Origin of the sequence: Arthrobacter ginsengisoli, assembly GCF_031456935.1 — a bacterium.
GTDB classification, from domain to species: Bacteria; Actinomycetota; Actinomycetes; order Actinomycetales; family Micrococcaceae; genus Arthrobacter; species Arthrobacter ginsengisoli.
In genome coordinates, this window is the sequence record NZ_JAVDVQ010000011.1 from 139,270 (window position 1) to 156,306 (window position 17,037).

The 17,037-nt window shown below is 68.2% G+C and carries 15 protein-coding genes, 1 tRNA gene and 1 pseudogene; 7 read left to right on the forward strand and 10 right to left on the reverse strand.

Annotated features, from left to right (window positions below; genetic code table 11):
* Positions 1–21: 21 nt before the first annotated feature.
* The 3 genes from J2X01_RS14020 to J2X01_RS14030 form a co-directional block, all read right to left on the reverse strand.
* Positions 22–465 (reverse strand): SRPBCC family protein, encoded by a 444-nt coding sequence (locus J2X01_RS14020; protein WP_310058421.1) that lies wholly within the window; start codon positions 463–465, stop codon positions 22–24.
* Between the two features lie 173 nt (positions 466–638).
* Positions 639–1,937, reverse strand: coding sequence for an MFS transporter (locus J2X01_RS14025; RefSeq protein ID WP_310058424.1), 1,299 nt, complete (start codon positions 1,935–1,937; stop codon positions 639–641).
* Positions 1,938–2,089: 152 nt separating this feature from the next.
* Entirely contained in the window at positions 2,090–3,892 is a 1,803-nt protein-coding gene (locus J2X01_RS14030) for a thiamine pyrophosphate-binding protein (RefSeq protein ID WP_310058427.1), read from the reverse strand.
* An 80-nt stretch (positions 3,893–3,972) separates the two neighbouring features.
* On the opposite strand from J2X01_RS14030, the gene J2X01_RS14035 reads away from it, so the two are divergent.
* Positions 3,973–4,422, forward strand: coding sequence for an acyl-CoA thioesterase (locus tag J2X01_RS14035; RefSeq protein ID WP_310058430.1), 450 nt, complete (start codon positions 3,973–3,975; stop codon positions 4,420–4,422).
* A gap of 64 nt (positions 4,423–4,486) precedes the next feature.
* Here J2X01_RS14035 and J2X01_RS14040 read toward each other — a convergent pair whose 3' ends face one another.
* The 5 genes from J2X01_RS14040 to J2X01_RS14060 all read right to left on the reverse strand — a co-directional run bounded on the left by J2X01_RS14040 (position 4,487) and on the right by J2X01_RS14060 (position 10,690).
* The gene (locus J2X01_RS14040) at positions 4,487–6,868 is read right to left on the reverse strand and encodes a bifunctional salicylyl-CoA 5-hydroxylase/oxidoreductase (protein WP_310058437.1); all 2,382 of its coding nucleotides are present in this window, start codon (positions 6,866–6,868) and stop codon (positions 4,487–4,489) included.
* 10 nt (positions 6,869–6,878) lie between these two features.
* Positions 6,879–8,528 carry an AMP-binding protein gene (locus J2X01_RS14045; RefSeq protein ID WP_310058439.1) on the reverse strand — a complete coding sequence of 550 codons (1,650 nt, stop codon included), beginning with the start codon at positions 8,526–8,528 and terminating at the stop codon, positions 6,879–6,881.
* A gap of 87 nt (positions 8,529–8,615) precedes the next feature.
* Complete coding sequence (locus J2X01_RS14050) at positions 8,616–9,488, reverse strand: acyl-CoA thioesterase (RefSeq protein WP_310058442.1); 873 nt, start codon at positions 9,486–9,488, stop codon at positions 8,616–8,618.
* A complete protein-coding gene (locus tag J2X01_RS14055; protein ID WP_310058446.1) occupies positions 9,485–9,946 on the reverse strand; it encodes a cupin domain-containing protein in 462 nt (153 codons plus the stop codon). The genes J2X01_RS14050 and J2X01_RS14055 overlap by 4 nt, the downstream gene beginning before the upstream one ends.
* A gap of 45 nt (positions 9,947–9,991) precedes the next feature.
* The gene (locus tag J2X01_RS14060; RefSeq protein ID WP_310058449.1) at positions 9,992–10,690 is read right to left on the reverse strand and encodes a fumarylacetoacetate hydrolase family protein; all 699 of its coding nucleotides are present in this window, start codon (positions 10,688–10,690) and stop codon (positions 9,992–9,994) included.
* A 223-nt stretch (positions 10,691–10,913) separates the two neighbouring features.
* On the opposite strand from J2X01_RS14060, the gene J2X01_RS14065 reads away from it, so the two are divergent.
* Positions 10,914–11,315 (forward strand): RidA family protein, encoded by a 402-nt coding sequence (locus J2X01_RS14065; protein WP_310058452.1) that lies wholly within the window; start codon positions 10,914–10,916, stop codon positions 11,313–11,315.
* Positions 11,316–11,339: 24 nt separating this feature from the next.
* Here the strand turns inward: J2X01_RS14065 and J2X01_RS14070 are convergent, their stop codons facing one another.
* Positions 11,340–12,257 carry a PaaX family transcriptional regulator gene (locus J2X01_RS14070; RefSeq protein ID WP_310058455.1) on the reverse strand — a complete coding sequence of 306 codons (918 nt, stop codon included), beginning with the start codon at positions 12,255–12,257 and terminating at the stop codon, positions 11,340–11,342.
* A 113-nt stretch (positions 12,258–12,370) separates the two neighbouring features.
* Complete coding sequence (locus tag J2X01_RS14075) at positions 12,371–12,976, reverse strand: TetR family transcriptional regulator (protein WP_310058458.1); 606 nt, start codon at positions 12,974–12,976, stop codon at positions 12,371–12,373.
* A gap of 191 nt (positions 12,977–13,167) precedes the next feature.
* Here J2X01_RS14075 and J2X01_RS14080 point away from each other — a divergent pair.
* The 5 genes and pseudogenes from J2X01_RS14080 to J2X01_RS14100 form a co-directional block, all read left to right on the forward strand.
* Positions 13,168–13,497, forward strand: a pseudogene (locus J2X01_RS14080) (FAD-binding protein); the annotation flags it as partial.
* Between the two features lie 98 nt (positions 13,498–13,595).
* Positions 13,596–14,735 (forward strand): FAD-binding protein, encoded by a 1,140-nt coding sequence (locus tag J2X01_RS14085; RefSeq protein ID WP_310058461.1) that lies wholly within the window; start codon positions 13,596–13,598, stop codon positions 14,733–14,735.
* Positions 14,736–14,918: 183 nt separating this feature from the next.
* Positions 14,919–14,992: transfer RNA gene (locus J2X01_RS14090), tRNA-Gly, on the forward strand.
* A 99-nt stretch (positions 14,993–15,091) separates the two neighbouring features.
* A complete protein-coding gene (locus tag J2X01_RS14095) occupies positions 15,092–16,276 on the forward strand; it encodes a N(5)-(carboxyethyl)ornithine synthase (protein ID WP_310058465.1) in 1,185 nt (394 codons plus the stop codon).
* A 206-nt stretch (positions 16,277–16,482) separates the two neighbouring features.
* Positions 16,483–16,830 (forward strand): hypothetical protein, encoded by a 348-nt coding sequence (locus J2X01_RS14100; RefSeq protein WP_310058468.1) that lies wholly within the window; start codon positions 16,483–16,485, stop codon positions 16,828–16,830.
* The last annotated feature ends 207 nt before the right edge of the window (positions 16,831–17,037 follow it).

Consider the following 17,037-nt stretch of genomic DNA (forward strand, 5'->3'; position numbering starts at 1 on the left):
GCCTCTGTTACAGCCCTGCTGTTACGGTCCTGCCTGCTCTTCCAATACCGACTTGAGCTGCTCGAGCTGGCAGACTTCCGCCTTCATCCGCCGGCCGAAGGGGGACTTCAGCCGGGCCAGGAGCCCCCGGGGCTCGCATTCCAGGGCGAAGCGGACGCGGGTGCTCCCGCCTTCCGTGCTCAGGTAGTAGCCGCCGCGCGTCCGCTCCGGTCCGGAAAGGACCCGGTACTGGATCTCCGCTCCGGGCCGTGCCTCGGTGATCTCGAAATCTCCGTACACCGTCCGCCCGCCCGGCCCCGCGGAGGTCTGGCGGTATACGGCTCCCTTGGTCCCGGCGGCGCCCGATTCCAGTTCGATACTGCGGACACCGGCACGCCAGCTCGGCAGGTTGCGGGGGTCGATCAGGAAGTCATACACGCTCCTGGCATCCCGTTGGATGACGACGTCGTACTCTGCGATGGCCACGGAAATCCTTGCTCGGCGGACGGCTGATGGGCGTAGCCCGCTTCCCCGGAACTGCAGCTAACTCCTTCAGGATAAACAGCAGGGCCCGTCCCGCGCGGCTGCGGGACGGGCCTTTATCGAAGAGTTATGGGACTCCCCGGATTGTGTACTGCTCTGTGACTACTGTCCTGAGCCTACTTTTCGGTCAGTTTCGGCACGGAGAAAACCACAATGGCGCCGACCACGGCGAAGGCCGCGAACATGTAGAAGTTGAGCTGCCAGCCGAAGGCCATTCCGGCGATCAGCCCGCCGATCAGCGGACCGCAGATGGCGCCGATGCGTCCAATGCCGAGCGACCAGCTCAGGGCGGTCGCGCTGAGGGACTGGGGGTAATGGGTGGCGCAGTAGCCGCCCACCAGGATCTGCGTTCCCACCGAGCCGAGCCCGGCGAAGGCGACGATGACGAGCAGCATCGCCAGCGGGAGCTGCAGGCTCAGCATGAGGATGGCCACGAACGCCAGGAGGAACGACGCCGTCACGACCTTGCGGATGCCGATCCTGTCCGCCAGGACCGAGGCGCTGATGGAGCCGACGATCGCACCGGCGTTGAGCACCAGCAGGAAGGTCAGGGCGTCGCCGAGCTGGAAGCCGGCCTGCCGCATGATCTGCGGCAGCCACGTGTTCAGGCCGTAAACCAGCAGCAGTCCGCAGAAGTTCGCCATCGCGAACAGGACCGTAGAGCGGACCCACTTGCGGGTGAACAGCGTCTTCATGGCCGATTTCGGCGCGTCGGCGCCGGTCTTGACGTCCTCCGCGGTGACGATGTCCGAGTAGACCAGGCCGTAGCGGGCTGCTGTGGACTTGGCCTCTTCGATGCGCTGCTTGCGGGCGAGGTACGCCACCGATTCGGGCAGGAGCTTCCAGGCGATCGGCAGAAGGGTGACGAGGGGCAGCGCGCCGATCGCGTACATCCAGCGGAAGTCGATGTGCTGCAGCAGGTTGATGGCGAGGAGGGAGGCGCCGACCCCGCCCACGGAATAGCCGCTGAACATCACGGCATTGGCGATCTGGCGCCGCTCCTTGCGGGCAAATTCGACCGTCAGCGCAATGCAGGTGGGCACGATGCCGCCCAGGCCGAGGCCCGTCAGGAAGCGCAGGAAGCCGAAAACCTCGGCGGACGGCGAGAACGCCGTGAGCAGCATGCAGGTGGAGAACCACGCTATGCAGGCCAGCATGATGCGTCGGCGGCCCAGCTTGTCCGTCAGGATGCCGACCGAGAGTGTGCCGATCAGCATGCCGACCAGGGCGAGGCTGCCGATCAGCCCGGCCTGCGCGGGCGTGACGCCCCACTCCTGGAACTTAAGGATCGTGGGAACGGTGGACCCGTAGACCACCAGGTCATAACCATCGAAGACGATGGCCACAAAGCACAGGATCAGGACCGCGTGGCCCTTCCAGCGAGGTGTGGCCTCGGTGCGTAACTCAGTCGGCATTGACTGCGTCATGGATGTACCTCTCGTTGGGATTTCATTGAGATTTGTGTGACAGCTCACATGCTGTGCCCACTGTGTCACGCATTGATTCCGACAGTAAACAAATCAGCATATTTTGTTTGTGTAACGATCGTCAGCAGTAGGCGGGTGAATCAGTGGCCTTTGAAGGCCTCGGCGAGCCACCAGGCGCCGCCGTCGGACGCGATCTTGGCATCGATGACCAGCGGCCGGTTGGGGCTCCCCTGCAGCCAGGTGCGGACCGCCGCAAGATCCCCCGCGCTCCGGACTGTCACCGCGTCCGCACCGAAGCCCCGGGCGATCGCGGCGATGTCCGTGTCCGGGAAGGTGACGGTACTGAGGTCGACGGCGGGATCCCCGTCGGCCGGACGGCCCTGGGACTCGGCGCCCGCGCCGAAGTGGTGGACCTCCGCCCCGTAGCCGGCGTCGTTGTAGATGATGCAGACCAGCGGAAGCTCCAGCCGGACGGCGGTCTCCAGTTCGCTGATGCCCATCAGGAAGCCCCCGTCCCCGGCTCCGAGGACCGGCAGCCGGTCCGGCCGGGCCAGCGCGGCTCCGATCGCGGTGTAGAGACCCAGACCGATCGACTGGAAGGCCTGGGTGAAGCAGAAGCCGAACTCATCCGGGACTTTCAGGTAGGTGCTGGGGTAGCCCATGAAGTTGCCGGAGTCGATCGAGACGATCCGGTCTGCGGGCAGGATGGTGTCCAGCTCGCGGCTTAGCACGCGCGGATCGATCCGCCCGCCGCCGGAGAGATCCGGCGTTTCGACGTCGTTCCAGCGCGAGCGTTCTGCGATGGCCGCCCCGTTCTGCGCGGTGCGGTACCTCGCCGCCGGTGCCGGCTGGAGCGTCCGCAGCTCCGCGAGCACGTCCGCCGCGGTCAGCGCCGAGTCCCCCACCACGCCCAGGTCGACGGGCCGGTTGGCACCGAGCGCGGCGTCCTCGACGTCGACCTGGACCACGGCCGTGCCGGCCGAGATCAAGTGCCCGTGCCGCATGGTCCACATGTTCAGGGCGCAGCCCCAGCCGACAATGAGGTCGGCGCCCTGGATCAGCTCGGCGCTGAGCGGTGAGGAGAATCCGCCGGAGATCCCGAGGGCGAATTCCTCGTCATGGAACAGGCCGTTCGCCACGGCGGACGTGGCCACGAGCGCCCCGGCGTGCGCGGCCAGGCTGAGCAATTCCGCCCGCGCTTTCCGTGCCCCGCGGCCTGCCACGAAGACCGGGCGCTCCGCGGCGTTGATCAGGTGCGCGAGGCGGCGGACGCTGGCGGCGGCAGGACGGACCGGCTGGGGGTCTGCGACGGCGGCTGTCCGGGCCGCTGCTTCCTGGGTGGCAGCCGGGGCCGACTGGACGTCGAGGGGCAGGTTCAGCACCACGGTGCGGCGTTCGTTCCGGGCGGTGCGGAAGGCCCGGAGGGTGTCGGCGACGGCCGTGGCCGGGGAATGGATCCGTTCGCTCACGGCTCCGACGCTGCGGGCGAGGGCGTCCTGGTCGATTTTGAAGTTGGACCGGACAGCGGAGCCCTGGGTGTCGGCCGTCAGCACGATCAGCGGCGTGCGGCTCTTGGCCGCTTCCGCGATCCCGGTGACGGCGTTGCTCAGCCCGCAGCCCTGGTGGGTGCTCACGACGCCCACCCGGCCGGACATCCGGGAGTAGGCGTCGGCCATCGTGGCGGCGCCGCCCTCGTGCCGGGCGGCGGTGTAGGGCACGCCGGCCAGGCGCAGGGCATTGGTCACCTCGAAGTTCCCGCTGCCGACGACGCCGAAGACGTGCCCGACGCCAAGCTCCGCCAGGGTCCGGCCCACGAGCTGGGCGACGGTCGCGGGGGGCCGCTGCACCGGGCCGCCGGGGGCCTCCCTGGCCGCGTCGGCGGTCCCGCGGGGAACCTCTGTGGCGCCGGGGGCGCCGGGGGAAACGTGTGAAGCTACTACCATGGACATACCTTCCATTGAGTACTGCAGCGGTTGGGTCCTGCGCTGTTGCTGACTGCTCTTCGACCTTCCAGGCGGCCTCCATGAACCCCGTAAAGTCCCTCCCCAACACCGCCACGATGGCAACTCTGGAACGGACCATTGAATGGGTGGATACGGATGCCGCGGGGCACCAGCACAATTCGGCGGTGCTCCGCTTTGTCGAGGCATGCGAGGCCAAGTTGTTCCGGGACCTGGATCTGCCGGAGTATTTCCCGTCGGCTCCGCGGGTTCGCCACGAGCTCAACTACCGGGCGAAGTTGTACTTCGGCCAGCAGGTCACCACCACCGTAGTGGTGGAGAAAATCGGCCGCACGTCCATGACGTTCAGCTTTGAGGTGTGGGGCGAGGAGTTCCGGGGCGAACCCCGCGCCCTTGCCGCCCACGGGTCCTTCGTGACGGCCCATGTCGCCCAGGGCGGCACGGCCGCCACCCCGTGGCCAGCGGAGCTGGCGGCCAAAGTCACCGCCCGCGAGGCCAACGGCCCGAACTAGTCCCGCCCCGGACGCTGCCCGGCACCGCGCCGTTGAGGCGCCGGGCAGCGATTCCTTGCCGGTGCTAGACCGACGCCGGCACTTTGGCCGGCGTCCAGCGCAGGTGGGTCGGCAGGTCGGCGATCTCGGGCTCTCGCACCAGGGCCAGGCGGGGCCGGACCGCGTCAGTGCGGGCCGCCGGCGGCTTCCGGCTGCCGGCCCTGAACTGCTGCGGCCAGTCGGCGCCGGGCCCGCGGTAGTCCTGCTCGATCGCCGCGTGCAGGGTCCACTGCGGATCAAACAGGTGCGTGCGGCCGAGGGCGCAGAGGTCCGCTCGGCCTGCCAGCAGGATCGAGTTGACGTCGTCGTAGGAGGACACCGCGCCGACCGCGATCACCGCCACACCGGCCTTGTGCGCCACTTCCTGCCGGATCCGGTCCGCGAACGGCGTCTGGTAGCTCCGGCCGTACGCCGGATTCTCCTCCTTGACCACCTGTCCGGAGGAGACGTCCACGCCGTCGGCGCCGTGCTCCACGAAGGCCCTGGCGATGGCAACGGCGTCGTGCTCGTCGTTGCCGCCGGGTGACCAGTCCGTGGCCGAGAGCCGGACCGTCAGCGGTTTGTCCGCCGGCCAGGCTGCACGGACGGCGTCGAACACCTCCAGCGGATACCGCAGCCGGTTCTCCAGCGATCCGCCGTAGTCGTCGGAGCGGCGGTTGGCCAGCGGCGAGAGGAAGGAGGAGAGCAGGTAGCCGTGCGCGCAGTGCAGCTCCAGCAGGTCGAAACCGGCGGCGGCCGCACGGACGGTCGCGGCGACGAACTCGTCCCGGACCTGATCCATCTCGGCGCGGCTGATCTCGCGCGGCGCCGGGCTGCCCGGGCCGTAGGGGATCGCCGAGGGGCCCACCGGCTCCCAGCCGCCCTCGGGCAGTGGCTCGTCGATGCCTTCCCACATGAGTTTGGTGGAGCCCTTGCGGCCGGAGTGCCCCAACTGGGCGCCGATGGCAGCCGTCGAACGGCTGTGCACGAATTCGACGATCTCGCGCCAGCTCTCCTGCTGGGCCTCGTTGTAGAGGCCGCTGCAGCCCGGCGTGATGCGGCCGGTCTCCGAAACGCAGACCATCTCGGTCATGACCAGGCCGGCGCCGCCGAGGGCCTTGCTGCCCAGGTGGACCAGGTGGAAGTTGCCCGGCACACCGTCGGTGGCGGAGTACATGTCCATCGGTGAGACGACGATCCGGTTTTTCAGTTCCAGCCCGCCGATCCGGTAGGGCTGGAACATGGCCGGGGCACTGCCCGCGATCCCCTGCGTGCGCGCGAACTCCTCGTCCACGCGGGCGGCGAACTCGGGATCCCGCAGCTTGAGGTTGTCGTAGGTGATACGGCGGCTGCGCGTGAGCAGGTTGAAGCAGAACTGGACCGGGTTCTGGTCCTTGTACATGCCGATGTTCTCGAACCATTCCAGCGAGGCCTGGGCGGCGCGCTGGGTGGATTCGACGACGGGCCGGCGTTCAGTTTCGTAGGCTTCCAGCGCGGCCCCGAGCTCGGCGTGTTCGTGCAGGCAGGCCGCCAGGGCGAGGGAGTCCTCCATGGCCAGTTTGGTGCCGGAGCCGATGGAGAAGTGCGCGGTGTGGGCTGCGTCGCCGAGGAGCACGATGTTGCCGTGCCGCCAGGACTCGTTGCGGACCGTGGTGAAGTTGAGCCACTTGGAGTTGTTGACCAGGACCTCGTGGCCCTCAAGTTCCGCGGCGAAGAGGGCACGGATCGCGTCCACGGCCGCTTCGTCGCTTTCGCCCGGCCGGAAGGCCTGGTGTTCGGTGGCGTCGAATCCGGCGCTGCGCCAGACGTCCTCGTGCATTTCCACGATGAAGGTGCTGCCCTCGTCCGAATAGGGGTAGCCGTGGATCTGCATGACGCCGTGCTCGGTGTCCTTGACGAAGAACTTGAACGCCTCGAAGACCAAGTCGGTGCCGAGCCACATGTACTTGGACTTGCGGACGTCCAGGCTGGGCCGGAAAACCTCGGCGAAGCGCGACCGGACGGCGGAGTTCAGGCCGTCCGCGGCGAGGACCAGGTCGTAGTCCCGGCTGAGTTCCTCGACGTCCGGCGCCAGGGTGTTGAAGCGCAGGTCGACGCCGAGTTCGGCGCACCGCCGCTGCAGCAGCTCGAGCAGCTCCTTGCGGCTCATCGCGGCGAAGCCCTGGCCGCCGACAGTGTGCTGCTGAGCCTGGAAGTGGATGTCGATGTCGGTCCAGCGGGCAAAGCGCTCGGACATGTACTCGGCGGTCACGGTGTCCGCGTTGCCGATGCCGCCGAGGGTCTCGTCGCTGAAGACGACGCCGAAGCCGAAGGTGTCGCTCGCGGCGTTGCGTTCCCAGACGGTGACCTCGTGGTTCGGGTCCAGCTGCTTCATGAGGGCGGCGAAGTAGAGTCCGCCCGGACCGCCGCCGATGATTGCGATTTTCATGTGGTGCCTCTCAAGCGTTCTGGTGTTCGGGGGTGGCGGTGTCAGCGGCCAGCTGCGCGCGCAGCCGGAAATGCTGGAGTTTGCCGCTCGGATTGCGGGGCAGTGCGTCGACGAAGTTGACCTGGCGCGGGTACTTGTACGGGGCGATGGTCTGCTTGACGAAATCCTGGATTTCCTTGCGCTTCGCGTCGTCGGCCGCGACGCCCTCGCGCAGCACGATGAAGGCGCAGACCACGCTGCCGCGGTCCTCATCAGGCCGGCCGACGACGGCGTTTTCCATCACGTCCGGGTGCTGGTCAATCGCGGCCTCGACCTCGGGTGCGCCGATGTTGTACCCGGAGGACACGATCATGTTGTCGGAACGCGCCTGGTAGTAAAAGTAGCCGTCCTCGTCCCGGCTGAAGGTGTCGCCGGTGACGTTCCAGCCGTCGACGACGTAGTCCGCCTGGCGGGAGTCGTTGAGGTAGCGGCAACCGGTGGGGCCAATCACGGCGAGGCGCCCAACGGCGTTCGGGCCCAGTTCCCGGCCGTCCTCGTCAAGGATCGTGGCCCGGTAGCCGGGGACAGCGGTGCCGGTGGCGCCGGAACGGATGTCCTCCCCTGCCGCGGAGATGAAGACGTGCAGCATTTCGGTGGCGCCGATGCCGTTGACCAGCTTCAGGCCGGTGCGTTCGTGGACGGCCCGCCAGGTCTCCGGCGGCAGGTGCTCCCCCGCCGACACGGCGGTCCGGAGGCTGGTGAGCAGCCCCTCTGCGCTTTCCTTGAGGATGGCCTTGTACGCCGTCGGAGCGGTGAACAGAATGGTGGCTTTCGCCGCATGCACGGCCTGCGCCAGCTCGAGCGGGGTGGCGCGTTCAGTCAGCAGCGCGGCGGCCCCGAAGCGCAGCGGGAAAACCACCAGGCCGCCCAGCCCGAAGGTGAAGGCCAGCGGCGGGGACCCAGCGAAGACGTCCTGAGGCGTCGGCTGGAGGATGTGCCGTGCAAAGGTGTCCGCGTTCGCGAGGATGTCGCGGTGGAAGTGCATGGTGATCTTCGGCGTCCCGGTGGTGCCCGAGGTCGGTCCGAGCAGCGCGACGTCGTCCGCCGCCGTCGGGACGTCGGTGAACTCGCCGCTTTTGGCGGCGCAGCGTGCAACGAGGTCCGTGCGGGTGCTGCCCCCAATGGCCAGCACCGGCACCCCGTCTCCGGCTGCCTCGGCCAGATCGTCCAGGAAACGGCTGTCGCACAGGGCGGCTGCGGGCCGGGTCAGCTCCATCAGGGTCCGGATCTCGTTGGCACGCAAAGCCGGCATGATCGTGACCACCACGGCGCCGGCCTTGAGCACCCCGAGCCAGGCCGCGACGAGCCACGGGTTGTTCGGCGACCGCAGCATCACGCGGTTGCCGGGGACGATCCCGCAGTCCTCCACGAGGACCTGGGCCACCTGGTTGGCGCGGCGCTGCAGCTCCCCGTAGCTCCAGACGCTGCCGCCGGGTGTGAGCAGGGCCGGGCGTTCGGCACCAAAGCTGCGGACGGCGTCGTCAATCAGTGCGGTGGCGGCGTTGAGCTGCTGCGGGTACTGCAGTTCCGGGAGCGTGAACTCAAGTTTCGGCCATTGCGCTGCCGGGGGCAGGTTGTCACGCGCAAAGGTGTCCTGGTGCGCCGAGGGCGTCAGTTCCATTGCAAGCCTTTCGTATCGTCATTGATAGGAGGTGGTGCGGGCCATCGAGTGCTCCGAATCGGCCGTTTTGGCACCCCAAAAGGGCAGTTACGGAGCAGTCGACATCCGGATCATGCCTTCCTGGACCACGGTGGCCAGAAGCCGGCCCTGCCGGTCGTAGAAGTGCCCCTGCGCGAGGCCGCGGCTGGCCTGGGCCGAGACGGCTTCCTGCACGTAGAGCAGCCAGTCGTCCACCCGGCCTTCCCGGTGGAACCACATGGCGTGGTCAAGGCTGGCCGTGACCAGGCCCGGGTCGCCCCAGGCGTAGCCGTGCACCCGGAGCACCGGTTCGAGGATGGTGTAGTCACAGACGTAGGCCAGGGCAGCACGCTGCAGGTCCGGGTCGTCCGGCAGCCGGTCGAAGGCCTTCACCCAGACCGCCTGGTGCGGCACCTGCTCCCCCTCGACGCTGAGGTACACGGATCCCGGAACGTGCCGCATGTCGAAGCTGCGGCCGCCGGACCAGTAGGCCGCGGCGTCGCCCTCGACGCCGTCGAGCACGTCGGCGGAGGACGGCAGCGACTCCGGTTCCGGGACTCCGGCCGGCATGGCACGGGCGAATTCCTCGCCTGCTTCCTCCGCATGGAAGGACGCCATGGCCACGTAGACGGTCCTGCCGCCCTGGTAGGCGCGGACCTGCCGGGTGGAGTATCCCCGCCCGTCGCGGAGCCGCTCCACCTCATAGCGGACCTCGGCACCGATGTCCGCCGGACGCATGAAGTAGCTGTGCATCGAGTGCAGCGAACGGTCATCCCCCACCGAGCGCATCGCGGCGGCGGCGGCCTGGGCCACCATGTCGCCGCCGTAGGCCTTGGGCCACGGGACATACTGCGTCGTGGCGGTGTAGGCCTCGTCGAGGAAGTCCGGCTCGACCGGCGTCAGCTCGAGGGCGGACAGGAGGATCTCCGAGGTGGGATTCATGCCCGGCGGTACCCTTCGAGGGTGGAGTCCTCGACGTCATCGAGGTTCACCACGATGTTCTCCGGGGTGCGCGCCGTAAGCCAGACGAGTTCCTCGGTGATGCTCATGTTGGCCTCTACGTGCGGCATGTAGGGCGGGACGAAGACCCAGTCCCCCTCGGTCATGTCGATGAATTCCTTGTAGTCCTCGCCGAAGTAGATCCGGCCGTGGCCGCGCAGCACGTAGCCGCCGGTCTCGGCCTCGCCGTGGTGGTGCGGGAAGGATCGGTAGCCGGGTTCGTTGCTGACCTGGCCGTACCAAATCTTTGTAGCAGGGGTGTGCTGCGTGCTGACGCCTGAGATCCGGACGGCTCCGCCTGACTGGCCGGTGTCGCGGTGCTCCGCGCCCTTGCGGGTCACGACGGGGACACCCTGGTGCGTCATCTGGGGGGTCAACTGCCGGCTGATCTGCTCTGTCATGGTGATGCCTCTCTGTATTTGCGGGTCGGTGTGGCGGTGCGTGGCTTAGAGACGGACCGTGTTGGTGAGTGTGCCGATGCTCTCGACCTCGGTGGTGACGACGTCGCCGTTGACCAGGCCGCGGACCCGGACGCCGGCCTCGGGATCGCATTCGTTCGGGGTGACGAGCACCGGGCCAAGCGGGGTGGTGCGGTCGAAGGCCTTGCCCTGGAACCACTGCAGGGTGCGGCTCTGCCAGTCGCGCAGGGAGATGTCGTTCGCCACGGTGTAGCCGGCGATCGCGGCGGAGGCTTCCTCCGGCGAGGCATTCTTGAGCGGGGCGCCGACGACGACCGCCAGTTCCGCTTCCCAGTCCAGCCGGGCGCCGTTCCCGGCGGCGTCGATGACGTCGCCGTCGCCGATCAGGGTGTCCGCGAACTTGGCGAACAGCGTGGGGTACTCCGGCACCTCCCGGCCCATTTCCGCAATGTGGTCGGCGTAATTCAGGCCGCAGCAAATGACTTTGGACGGGCGCGGCAGCACAGTGGCGAACCGGGCGTCGCCAACCGCGATGGGGTCTTCGGACTGGCTGCCCGCCGCTTCCGCGGCGGCTTTTGCCTCTTCACGCCAGCCGGGACGTCCCAGCAGTTCACTGAGGTCCTGCGCTGCCAGGAGCACGTAACGGTCCCCCGACTGCACGGCGGCGCGGGTGGCGGGGTCGCCCGCGGCGTCGCTGGCTGCCGTAATGAGGGTCGCAAGGCGCATGATTCTTCCACTTCCGTTTCGACGGCGGAGCCGGCCCCTTTGCCGGTTCCGGTGACGTGACCACTGTGCCATTCCCCGAGGGGATATGTCGACATTTTTACGGTCGTCACATATGCTCAAGTTAACACGAATTCACCGGTTTGGGTAGGCCGGCAGCTGTCCCGAATCCGCCCGCGTGTACCTTCGCATTTACCCAGCACCGCCGACTCACTGAGGAGCCACCATGAACCACAAGGTCATCAACCCCGCAGCCCTGGCCCAACCCTCGGGCTTCGCCCACGGCGTCCTGGCCGGCAACACCGTGTACCTCGGCGGCCAGACAGCCATGGACAGCAACGGCGACATCGTCCCCGGCGGCATCGTGGAGCAGTTCCGCCAGTGCTTCTCCAACGTCCTCACCACGCTGGCTGAAGCCGGCGGCATGCCGTCGGACCTGGTCAACGTCACCATTTACCTGACCGACGTCGAGGATTACCAGAAGAACGGCCGCGAAATCGGGCGGATCTGGCGCGAAATGGCGGGCACAGACTATCCCGCGATGGCCGGCGTCGGCGTCACGCGGCTCTGGCAGGCCGAGGCGCTGATCGAGATCCAGGCCGTCGCCGTCGTCTCGGGCCAGGGCTAGGACAGGGGCCCGGTCCGGTCCGGCTTATGCAGTACCGGACGTGCCCGTGGCCGCCAGCAGCCGCTCGGCGTGCTGGCGGGCCGGGCCGTTCAGGAGGCGGTGCAGTTCCGCGAAGATCCGCTCCGCGGTGAGCCCGTGCCAGCCGGCCGGCAGGAACTCCGCCGGCAGTCCCGGATCCAGATACGGCAGCCGGCGCCACTGGGTGAGCAGCTGGACGTAGTCCGCGAAGGCCGCCCGGTCGGCGTCGGGCCCGGGCGCCGCCGCCTCCGCCTCCCAGCGCGCCAGCACCGGCGCGAAGCGCTCGATGAATTCCGCGTAGAGCGATTCCAGGGCGGGCAGGTCCCACCACCGGGAGACCTTGTCCTTGACGTCGCCGGCAGTCAGGTGCTCGGCCTTGAAGAACTCCACGTATTCCGTCAGCCCCGCCCGCTCCAGCTGGTGGCTGATGTCCTCATAGGTGTTGCCCGGGGCAATCCAAAGCCCCGGGGTCACGGAACCGAAACCCATCCGGGTCAGCATGCTGCGCAGCTGGTGTCGGAGGTGCCGCTGGGATTCCGGGACGGAGAAGGCGATGAGGAGCCAGCGGTCGGCCGCCGTCGCCCGCCGCGGCGAAAAGATGCGGCGGTCGCCTTCCTGGAAGACATCCTCGAGGTTGGGGGCCAGCCGGTAGGCGGCCACTCCGCCCTGGCGGACGCTTTCCAGCACGCCGCGACGCTTGAGCCGGGACACGGACGAGCGCACCCCGGAGGACTCGACGCCAAGGTCATCCAGCATGGAAATCAGCACCGAGACCGGCAGGGCGCCACCGTTGGAGCGCCCGTACAGGCCGTAGATCGTCACAATGAGCTGCTGGTGCCGCGGGGTCGGCCGGGGAACGGCGTTTCCGGCGGCCGGATCGGAGTCCAGTCCGTCGCCCAGCGGCGGCGCGGGGTTTTCTAGCACCGTCGGTCTTCCCTCAGCAAAACAGTCATGGTTCTAGGCTATAGAGGTCCGCGCGCCGCCACGGCCAGGACGCTCCGCGACCTGCCGCCATACCGCATCCGGCGGGCTCGCACTCAGTCCATAAGGTGTGCGAATGCCTCGTCCACGGCCTGCCAGGGAGCCGTTCCCGGATCCTGTGTGACCCACCAGATGAGCCCGGCCAGGGCCGTGCTCTGCGCCGACCAGGCGAACACCTGGGCGCGGAGGTCGTCGACTCCCGGTTGTGCGACGGCGAAGTCATAGAGGCTCTGCCGCCACAGCAGGAACGGGGCCGAGGTGCTGCTCTGCAGCTCGGGGGTCCGCCCGACGATGCGGATCCGGTGGCGGGCGGTCGGGTCGGTGTCACCGTCGCGGATCATGCCGACGAGGGCCGTGCGCGCGCGCCCAAGCAGAGGCGCCCGCGGCGAGGTCTGCTCGAGCGCTTCCGTGAGGATCTGGAACGAGGCCGTGAGCGGGCCCCACACGATGTCCGCCTTCGTCGGGTACCGGCGGAAAATCGTTCGCGCGGTGACGCCCACTTCGGCGGCGACCTCGGCAACGGAGACCTCGTGGAATCCGCGCTCGGACCACAGGCGCAGGGCGACGGCCTCGATGTGTTCAGCCGTGACCACGATCGGGCGCCCGCGGGTTGCCTGCGGTGTCCCGGCGTCGGCTGCCCGCGTTGTCCTGGCGTTGGTCATCTCAGCACCCTAGTCGCAAAGCTCTTTATGTCATAGAGTGACGCAAAGCAGTCGGCAGCTGTCCGGCAGCGTTCCACGCGGACATAGGGGTCCGGGAAGCGAAGGAGCAAGGCATGTCAGAGTCGAAGTTTTTTGACCACAGCTATGACGTCGTCGTCGTCGGCACCGGTGCCGCGGGACTGGCGACAGCCATGGGCGCTTCAGACGAGGGCCTGCGGGTCCTCCTGCTGGAAAGCACTGGCCGATGGGGCGGTAACACGTCCATGTCCGGGGGCGGAATGTGGATGCCCAGCAACCCGCTCATGCAGCGCGACGGCGCCGGTGACTCCCGCGAGGAGGCGCTGACCTACCTGGAGGCGACGGTCGGCGACGAGGGGCGCGCCACGATGCGGGCCCGCAAGGAGGCATTCGTCGACGGCGTCGCCGACTTCGTCACCACCGCCGAGAAGTACGGTGTGACCTTCGTGCGTGCGGCGGACTACCCCGACTACTACCCCGAGCTCCCAGGCGGCAAGATCGGCCGCGGCCTCGAGGTGAAGCCGTTCGACATCAAGAAGATCGGCGGCTGGTGGCAGACGTGCCAGGCGCCCGCCGCGCTGCCGGTCAAGACCGACGACGTGTGGCTCCTGGGCCGCGCCTGGTCGACGCCGGCCGGCCTCGTCCGCGGGGCACAGCTCGTCTTCCGCGCCCTCGGCGGCGCGGTCACCGGCAAGAAGCTGGGCGGCATCGGCGCCGGGTTGCCGCGGCGTTCCTCGATGTCGTCGTGCAGAAGCAGGGTGCTGAGTTGTGGCTGAATGCCCCGCTGCAGGACCTCGTCGTCGAGGGCGGCCGTATAGTAGGGGTGCGGATTACGCGCGACGGCAGGCCGGTCACCATCGGCGCGACGCGGGGCGTGATGCTCGCCGGCGGCGGCTTCGACCACAACAAGGACCTCCGCCAGAAGCACCACGGGATCGACGGCGACCCGTCGGGCGCTCCGGGCAACCTGGGCCGCCCCATCGAGATCGCGCAGGACAACGGCGCCGCGCTCGAGCTTATGGATGACGCGTGGTGGGGCGGATCGATCGCCGCCGCGCCCGGTCACGGCCCCGCGTTCATCGTCGGAGAGCGCTCCCTGCCCTACTCGGTCATCCTCGACGCCAAGGGTGACCGGTTCGCGAACGAGTCCGAGTCCTACGTCGATCTCGGTCACCACATGCTCGAGCACGACAAGGACGGCCCGTACTGGATGGTCGGCGACGTGCGGCATGCCCGCCGCTACCTGCGCACTTTCGCGATTGATCCGAAGAACAACACGGCCATGAGGAAGGCGGGGATCATGGTCAAGGCGGACACGCTCGCCGAACTCGCCGCGAAGCTCGACATGGATCCCGCCCGGCTGGAGGCAACCATCCACCGATTCAACGGCTTCGCACGGGCCGGCGTCGACGGCGACTTCGGCCGCGGCAACTCGGCCTACGACCGCTACTACGGCGACCCGACGGTCCACCCCAACGCCTGCCTCGGCCCGCTCGAGAAGGGCCCGTTCACCGCCTTCAAGGTCGTGATCGGAGACCTCGGCACCAAGGGCGGCGTCGTCACCGATGCCGAGGCCCGGGCGTTGCGGGAGGACGGCACCGTCATCGAGGGCCTCTACTCGGCGGGCAACAACTCCGCGTCCGTCATGGGGCGGACTTACCCTGGTCCGGGCTCGACCATCGGACCCGCCGTCGTGTTCGGTCTCCGCGGTGCGCGCCACATGGCACGCCGGGGCGGCTGACGGCGCCGGGAGGGGCGTGACCCGTCCCGCGCTCCTCCCTCGATCTTCTGCCCCGAGCTCACCTGCTGTGTGCCATGGACGCGATCAGAAACTGGTTCGGGTGTTCTGGGATGGCTTCCGACTGGGGTAAGGTAAATCTCGTTGTTCCCCGGGACCAGGTCCGGCTTTTCGGACGGTCCCACTGCGGCTGTAGCTCAATGGTAGAGCGCTAGCTTCCCAAGCTTGATACGCGGGTTCGATTCCCGTCAGCCGCTCCAATTTCCTGCCCACCTCCGCTCATCGGCCGTCCCCGGCCTTGGGCCGCTGCCTGTATCGTTCGGAGTCAGGAACCTCTCGGTTCCGCTACAGGAGCGATCATGGCCGACAAATCCCCCCGTCAAGCAGCATCCGGCGCGAACCTCTTGACCCTCGGAATCCTTGCCGGCACCCGGAAACCCGACGAGCGCCGCCTCCCGATCCATCCCCTCCATGTGGACCGCATTGCCCCGGCACTCCGGCAGCAGCTGATCCTGGAGCAGGGCTATGGCGAGCGTTTCGGCGTATCGGACGCCCACCTCGCACCGCTGGTGGGGCACATCGTTCCGCGCGCACAGCTGCTGGCCGAGGCCGACGTCGTTCTCCTGCCCAAGCCGCAGCCCGACGACCTCGCCGAACTCCGGGACGGGCAGGTCCTGTGGGGCTGGCCGCACTGCGTCCAGGACCGTGCGATCACCCAGCTGGCGATCGACAAGAAGCTGACGCTGATCGCCTTTGAGGCGATGAACCACTGGGCCAGCGACGGCGGCTTCGGCCTCCACGTCTTCCACAAAAACAACGAGCTGGCCGGCTACTGCTCAGTGCTGCACGCCTTGGCCCTGACCGGATCCACCGGGGACTACGGCCGCCGGTTGAGCGCCGTCGTCATCGGCTTCGGGGCCACGGCACGCGGTGCGGTCACGGCGCTCAACGCCCACGGCATCCATGATGTCCAGGTGCTGACCAACCGCGGTGTTGCCGCAGTTGGCTCCCCCATCCATTCGGTGCGGATCGCCCAGTTCGACCATGACGACAAAGCGCCGTTCCTCAGCGAGGTCATCACCGAGCGTGGCCGGGTGCCCCTCGCCCCGTTCTTGGCCGGGAGTGACATCGTGGTGAACTGCACCCTGCAGGACCCGAACGCGCCGCTGACGTATCTGCGCACCGAGGACCTCGACGCGTTCCGGCCCGGCAGCCTGATCGTGGATGTCTCCTGCGACGAGGGCATGGGCTTCAGCTGGGCGAAAACCACGACCTTCGCCGAACCGATGTTCAAGGTCGGCGACGAGATCGACTACTACGCCGTGGACCACAGCCCGTCCTATCTGTGGAATTCCGCCAGCTGGGAAATCAGTGAGGCGCTGCTGCCTTTCCTGGAAACCGTCATCACCGGTCCCGAAGCCTGGACGTCGAACGAGACCATCCGCCGCGCGATCGAAATCCGCGACGGCGTCGTCCTCAACCCCGAGGTGCTGCAATTCCAGCAGCGGATGCCGGAGTACCCGCACCAGCCCCTAACGAGCTAGCGGCGTCTGAGTACTCCCAGCTGTACCTACTTGGGTTGCGTACTTACGCATACCATTGATCCACCCGTATTCGTGGCTTATCCTGAGTGTGTTGAAGGTCAAGCAGAGGCCTGCGACAACGATTCAAACTACGAACGCTGTCCTACGTGTCTGCCGTACGGCGACTCACCGGAAGCGTTCGGGATAGGCCGACAGTGACGCCAGCCATGAACCGACCACATCTTCCCGCAGCATCGGCTTCCCGGAGCCATAAACCGGTGGCCCCGCTCTCCCAAGTCGTGCAACGCGGCCCTGCCGCGCACCACCCCAGCCGCGGACGCCTCGATCCGCACCCGACAACCCTGACTGAGGCCGAATACGTCGGAAACCCGTACTGCGAACGTTGCGGGACGGACGAGTTCATTTACCTTGAGACTTTTGTGCCCGCCACGCACCACCGGGACGGTTCCATCAACCGCCTGGGAGAAGTGACGTACTTCTGCTCCGGCTGCGACGACTTCTCCGCGCACGCCGTGCCTGCCACCTGGGTACCGCCGGGCTGGTACTTCGGCTGAGACCGCGGGCTCAGCGCCCCCACAGACCACGAGCCGGGGGGGGGGCCGGGGGGGGGGGGGGGGGGGGGCGCGGGGGGGGGGGGGGGGGGGGGGGGGGGGCGCCCCCCCCCCCCCCCCCGGGGGGGGGGGGGGGGGCGCGCCCCCCCCCCCCCCCCACGACCTGATCGCCCTGCACCGCGACGACGGCGTGGTCCTTTTCGCAGGAGG

Bases quoted from the DNA above. Each gene is read 5' to 3' on its own strand.
- J2X01_RS14040 (WP_310058437.1), bottom strand. From the start codon at position 6,868: ATGAAAATCGCAATCATCGGCGGCGGTCCGGGCGGACTCTACTTCGCC.
- J2X01_RS14050 (WP_310058442.1), bottom strand. From the start codon at position 9,488: ATGAATCCCACCTCGGAGATCCTCCTGTCCGCCCTCGAGCTGACGCCG.
- J2X01_RS14060 (WP_310058449.1), bottom strand. From the start codon at position 10,690: ATGCGCCTTGCGACCCTCATTACGGCAGCCAGCGACGCCGCGGGCGAC.
- J2X01_RS14055 (WP_310058446.1), bottom strand. From the start codon at position 9,946: ATGACAGAGCAGATCAGCCGGCAGTTGACCCCCCAGATGACGCACCAG.
- J2X01_RS14095 (WP_310058465.1), top strand. From the start codon at position 15,092: ATGGCCGACAAATCCCCCCGTCAAGCAGCATCCGGCGCGAACCTCTTG.
- J2X01_RS14100 (WP_310058468.1), top strand. From the start codon at position 16,483: ATGAACCGACCACATCTTCCCGCAGCATCGGCTTCCCGGAGCCATAAA.
- J2X01_RS14035 (WP_310058430.1), top strand. From the start codon at position 3,973: ATGAACCCCGTAAAGTCCCTCCCCAACACCGCCACGATGGCAACTCTG.
- J2X01_RS14075 (WP_310058458.1), bottom strand. From the start codon at position 12,976: ATGACCAACGCCAGGACAACGCGGGCAGCCGACGCCGGGACACCGCAG.
- J2X01_RS14065 (WP_310058452.1), top strand. From the start codon at position 10,914: ATGAACCACAAGGTCATCAACCCCGCAGCCCTGGCCCAACCCTCGGGC.
- J2X01_RS14025 (WP_310058424.1), bottom strand. From the start codon at position 1,937: ATGCCGACTGAGTTACGCACCGAGGCCACACCTCGCTGGAAGGGCCAC.
- J2X01_RS14030 (WP_310058427.1), bottom strand. From the start codon at position 3,892: ATGGTAGTAGCTTCACACGTTTCCCCCGGCGCCCCCGGCGCCACAGAG.
- J2X01_RS14045 (WP_310058439.1), bottom strand. From the start codon at position 8,528: ATGGAACTGACGCCCTCGGCGCACCAGGACACCTTTGCGCGTGACAAC.